Source organism: Paucihalobacter sp. (assembly GCF_036825875.1).
GTDB lineage: Bacteria > Bacteroidota > Bacteroidia > Flavobacteriales > Flavobacteriaceae > Paucihalobacter.
On the sequence record NZ_DAISXK010000026.1, the window covers coordinates 37,164 to 42,884 of the forward strand.

Genomic DNA, 5,721 nt, shown 5'->3' on the forward strand with positions numbered 1-5,721 from the left:
TCAGTAATGCCACCAACGGCCGACACTACACATATCACTTCGCTATTCTTGGCGTAGCTTTGTAATATCGAAATAACGCTGTTGATGTTTGTTGTGGTTCCCACTGAGGTACCTCCAAATTTTAATACATGCATAGTTTTTTGTTTTGATAATTTAAAAATTAAATTTCAAAATTTTCAATCGATTGGTTTACAGAAATAAATTCTAATCGAAAGTTTATTGTTTCTTGACACTAAGCGACCAAAAGTATCATTTTTAAAGGGATAAAAAAACTAAGAAGCCAATTTTTGAACTGTATTTTCGCATTTTTAGAGTTTGATTAATGAACCTCTATTTATAAGTCTTATTTTTACATTATCTGTTAAAAATGAGTACAAAATGAAGGTTTATTCTAAAAAACAAATATATAACGGCGATAAAATCACCATAGAACGCGAAGGAATTACATCGGTAGATTTAATGGAAAGAGCCGCAACTGAAGTTTTTAATTGGATGCACTCAAGAATGCAAGGTGCACAAGTGCCTATTCATGTGTTTTGTGGCATCGGTAATAATGGTGGAGATGGTTTGGTTTTGGCCAGACATCTTGTAAATCATGGTTACAATGTGAAAGTTTATGTTGTTAATTGTAGTGACAGAAGATCTAAAGACTTTTTAGTTAATTACGAAAGATTAAAACAAACCTCAAAAAATTGGCCTGCACTTTTGAAATGTGCCTCTGATTTTCCCGAAATCTATCCTGATGATATTATTGTAGATGCTATTTTTGGAATAGGATTAAATCGACCTGTTGATGTGTGGATTTCATCATTATTCAGACATTTTAGAAATTCAAAAGCATTCACCTTATCTATTGATATTCCTTCTGGATTATTTATTGATGCGATTCCTCAAGACGATAATAATGTAGTTTGGGCTAACTACACCTTAAGTTTTCAATCTCCAAAATTGGTATTTTTTCTACCACAAACAGCGAAATTCACACAGCAATGGGAAGTTTTGGATGTAGGTTGGGACGCTGACTACCTTCAATCAACAGAAACTGAGGCGCAACTTATAAGTAAATTTGAAGTGTTACCACTTTACAAACCGCGAGATAAATTTGCTCATAAAGGTAATTTTGGTCATACCTTAATAATTGGCGGTAGTTATGGTAAAATTGGTGCTGTTAATTTATCGGCTAGATCATCACTGGCTACAGGTGCTGGAATGGTAACAGTTTATGTGCCAAAATGTGGTTACATTCCTATTCAAACTAACTTCCCTGAAGCAATGGTTATCACCGATGTAGATGACGATGTAATTACTGATATAAAATACGACTTGAAACCAAGCGCTATCGGTATTGGTATGGGATTAGGAACTAATGAGGCTACTATTTTAGCTTTGGAATCATTTTTAAAAAATCAAAATTCACCAATCGTTATGGATGCTGATGCTCTTAATATTGTATCAAAAAAACGAGGATTAATAAAGCTAATTCCTGAGTTATCCATACTTACACCACATCCAAAAGAATTGGAGAGATTGGTCGGAGTGTGGAAGGACGACTTTGACAAAATTTCAAAAGTGAAGTTGTTTTCGAAGAAACATTCATTAATAATAGTTATTAAAGGATTCAATACGATGACCGTTTTAAAAGATAAACTGTATATAAACACAACAGGAAATCCTGGTTTGGCAACCGCTGGGACTGGTGATGTTTTAACTGGAATTATTTCGGCTTTAATCTCCCAAGGTTATGAGCCACTCGACGCTGCGGCTTTCGGTGTATATTTACATGGCAAATCGGCCGATATAAAAGTGCAAACTTATGGCTATCAAAGCTTGATAGCTTCTAACGTAATAGAAGGAATAGCTGATGCTTTTTTAGATTTGTTCACCCAGCCAGAAGTGCCTGTAGAAAACGATACCGATAATGTATAAAACTCAAAAATGTTTATGCATCTTTGTAGTCTAATTTAGCTTGTATTCAACCATCATCAACAATGAATTTAATACATCATATTTCAGATTCACCCTTAAACTTAAGTATTGTTCAAGATATTATAATGCAAAATAAAAAACTTGAACTATCAGGATCGGCTATTCAAAAAATCACAGAATGCCGAAAGTATCTCGACCAAAAGCTCAAAGAAAATATAAATCCAATTTATGGTATTAATACAGGATTTGGATCTTTACACAATGTAAAAATCAGCTCTGAAAATTTATCAAAACTTCAGGAAAACTTGGTCATGTCGCATGCTTGCGGAATGGGAAATGAAGTCCCAGAAAAGGTCGTGAAATTAATGTTGCTACTCAAAATACAATCCTTAAGCTATGGCCATTCAGGCGTTCAATTAGCAACGGTTCAAAGGCTGGTAGATTTTTATAATAATGACGTTCTGCCTATTATTTATACCCAAGGATCTTTAGGTGCGTCAGGCGATTTAGCGCCGTTAGCCCATATGTCTTTACCAATTATAGGAAAGGGAATGGTTAAATATAAAGGTGAACAATTAGCATCTTCTGAAGTTTTAAAACAGTTTAATTGGAAGCCAATACAATTACAATCAAAAGAAGGATTGGCGTTACTCAACGGCACCCAGTTTATGATTGCTTATGGTGTTACTGGTTTAATAGAAAGTTTTAAGTTGTCTTATTTCGCCGATTTAATTGGAAGTATTTCTTTAGATGCTTTTGATGGAAGAATAGAGCCATTTAATGAACTAGTTCATTTAGTAAGACCGCATAATGGACAAATTCAAACAGCCAAACGAATTGCTGATTTTTTAGAAGGCAGTGAGATAATTACCCAAGAAAAAAATCACGTTCAAGATCCCTATTCATTTAGATGTATGCCGCAGGTACATGGCGCAACAAAGGATACCTTAAAATTTGTTGAGCGCACATTTATTACCGAAATGAATGCGGTAACCGATAATCCAAATATATTTATTAATGCTGACGAAATAATATCAGGTGGTAATTTTCACGGGCAACCGTTGGCACTCGCATTAGATTATTTAAAAATAGCCATGGCAGAGCTCGGTAATATTTCTGAAAGACGCACTTTTCAATTGGTTTCAGGTAATAGAGAGTTGCCAGCTTTTTTAATAGATAACCCAGGATTAAATTCAGGATTTATGATACCGCAGTATACTGCTGCCAGTATAGTAAGTGCCAATAAACAACTAGCAACACCAGCGAGTGTTGATTCTATTGTATCTTCAAACGGTCAAGAAGATCACGTGAGCATGGGTGCCAATGCAGCGGTGCAATCTTATCAATTGATCGAAAATGTAAAAAGTATTTTAGCAATTGAATTATTAAATGCTTCTCAGGCTTTGATGTTTCGTTTTCCAAAAAAATCATCTTTATTCATCGAATCATTTCTGAAATCATATCGAAAAGAGGTGAAATTTGCATCTGAAGATCAAATTTTTCATGAATCAATGAAAACTACTGTGTCATTTATCGATGATTTTTGCATAGAAAATATAATGCTGTTCGACTAAATGCACAATTAAAATGTTCAAGTGTTTTTTTGCCAAAAAAATGCTAATTTTATTTGTAAGACAGTAATTTAAAATCTATTTTTGATTCATAATGTAACAGACGTGAGTCTTTTTTAATTGATTTTTGAAACTTTTTTTAAAAGTTAATAAAATCCTCCCTTTATAAAATTGTTAATAGCAAACAATTGATTTTTAGCACTATTTTTTAGATTTCAACAATCTAAGCCAGTTTTATGGTTTTGATATATGAAATTTATGTTCGGGTCCCAAGCCTACATTTTAAACCACTGCAAAGTGTTATGTTAGACAATTATTATTGTCGCTCTTAAGTGTTAAGATAATTTTAATTTAAACCAAATGTTATGTTTATGAGCAATTTTACCCGAAGAGGTAGCGGCGTCAAATTTTGGCAAGCTATCTCAAATTTATCGTGTTGTAGCGTTGATCTTATTACCAAACAAATAAAAAGTGTGAAGGCTCTTGCCTTTATCGCTCTTTTTGCGTTTAGTATAGGTTCGACGTTTGCACAAACAGCAAACCGAAGTGTTTTCTTCGATCGCTGTGTTGACGACCGTCCTGCACCAAATTTTGATGCAGCTGACTTTGCAATGATTTTCCAAACAGAATGCGGAGAATCAGAATTAACTTTAACAATCACCGAAAATGTTCAAGGTGATGATTGTAATTGGCAAGTAATTTATTCCTATAATATAAGTTGTGGGGATTTTTCTACTACCACCAAAGAATTTTTTGAAGGTGGCGATAGAACAGCGCCAGAATTAATTGGAGAAATCCCTGATGGTCAGGCAGGTCTTAACTTTTGTTTTGATGCCATTCCAGCTGGTCCTTCAATTGATGACATTGCTTTACTTTTCGAAGATGAATGTAGCGATGTAACAGTTACCAAAATTGGTCAACCAACTGGAGATGATTGCGAATGGAGTGTTATTTATTCCTATGAGGTTTTTGACGCTTGTGGTAACCAGTATGGTGAAGATATTAGAATTGAATATTCTGGTGGTGATACCGCTTCACCTGTGCTTAAAAAGGGAGCCACAATTCCTTCTGGAAATTTAGCTTCAGAACTTTGTTTCCTAGAAAAAGAACAAGGACCATCGGAAGAAGATATAGCTGCTCTTTTTGAAGACAACTGCGGTGATATAAACGTGGTTAAATATTCTTATTCTAAAGGTACAGATTGTAAATGGATGGCTGAATACACATACATCATTAGTGATGATTGTGGAAATGAGGCGGATCCTGTGATTATTGTATATCAAGGCAGAGATGATGAAGCACCAGTACTTAATGGTATTCCAGAAGACACAACGGCTTCATGTTTAGATGCCCTTCCACAAATCGCTAAGGGTAGCATAACTGCTACTGATAATTGCGATAATAATGTAGAAATTGTATTCGTTGAAGATACTAGTGAATTAGGCTTAGCTTGCGAAGGCGGTATAGTTGTTAGAACTTGGACAGCTACGGATGATTGCGGAAATTCCGTAAGCGAATCACAAACTATTATTGTAGAACCAGCTCCTCAAGCCGAATTTGATGCTATCGAAGATTATTCTATAGCATGTGAAGACTTATCTAGTTTTCAAGCTCCAATTTTAGGATATAGTAATGGTATCCTTAAAGGCGCCTGTTTAATCGAAGGAGAAGTACAAGGTACATTTGAGCCTTTTACCGAAAACTGCGGATCCTTCGTGGTTAGCTTTGAATATATTGATGAGTGTGAGAGAGTATCTACTGCTTCAGTTACAGTAACTGTGGTTGATGAAACGGCCCCAACATTCACGGCACCTGCAGATATCGAAATCTTTACCGATGCCGATTGTGCTTACGATGCTTCTATAGGAGTTACAGGTGATGTAACCGATGAAGCTGATAATTGTACTTTAGAATTAGAAGCTACTTACGTTGATTCAGTTGCTGATGGTCAATGCGAAGGCAGCAAAATAATTACCAGAACTTGGTCATTAGTTGACGAATGTGGTAATGCAGCCGCCGATCAAGTACAAATCATAACCGTAACCGATAATATCGCACCAACATTCACTGCACCAGCAGATATCGAAATCTTTACTGATGCTGATTGTGCTTACGATGCTTCAGTTGAAGCTACCGGTGATGTAACCGACGAGGCCGATAACTGTACTTCAGAATTAGAAGCTACTTACGTAGATAAAGTTGCAGATGGTGAGTGTGAAGGCAG

4 protein-coding genes are annotated in these 5,721 nt (G+C 35.4%); 3 read left to right on the forward strand and 1 reads right to left on the reverse strand.

Annotation, left to right across the window (positions count from 1 at the left end; translation table 11 throughout):
- On the reverse strand, positions 1-134 hold a 134-nt coding region (locus V7Z48_RS08935; RefSeq protein WP_334113070.1), incomplete at its 3' end, for an amino acid kinase family protein.
- Between the two features lie 244 nt (positions 135-378).
- On the opposite strand from V7Z48_RS08935, the gene V7Z48_RS08940 reads away from it, so the two are divergent.
- The 3 genes from V7Z48_RS08940 to V7Z48_RS08950 all read left to right on the forward strand — a co-directional run.
- Complete coding sequence (locus tag V7Z48_RS08940) at positions 379-1,926, forward strand: NAD(P)H-hydrate dehydratase (RefSeq protein WP_334113068.1); 1,548 nt, start codon at positions 379-381, stop codon at positions 1,924-1,926.
- Between the two features lie 62 nt (positions 1,927-1,988).
- Positions 1,989-3,500 carry a histidine ammonia-lyase gene (gene hutH, locus V7Z48_RS08945; protein ID WP_334113069.1) on the forward strand — a complete coding sequence of 504 codons (1,512 nt, stop codon included), beginning with the start codon at positions 1,989-1,991 and terminating at the stop codon, positions 3,498-3,500.
- 368 nt (positions 3,501-3,868) lie between these two features.
- Positions 3,869-5,721, forward strand: a 1,853-nt coding sequence (locus V7Z48_RS08950; RefSeq protein WP_442954713.1) for an HYR-like domain-containing protein, incomplete at its 3' end; no start/stop codon positions are given.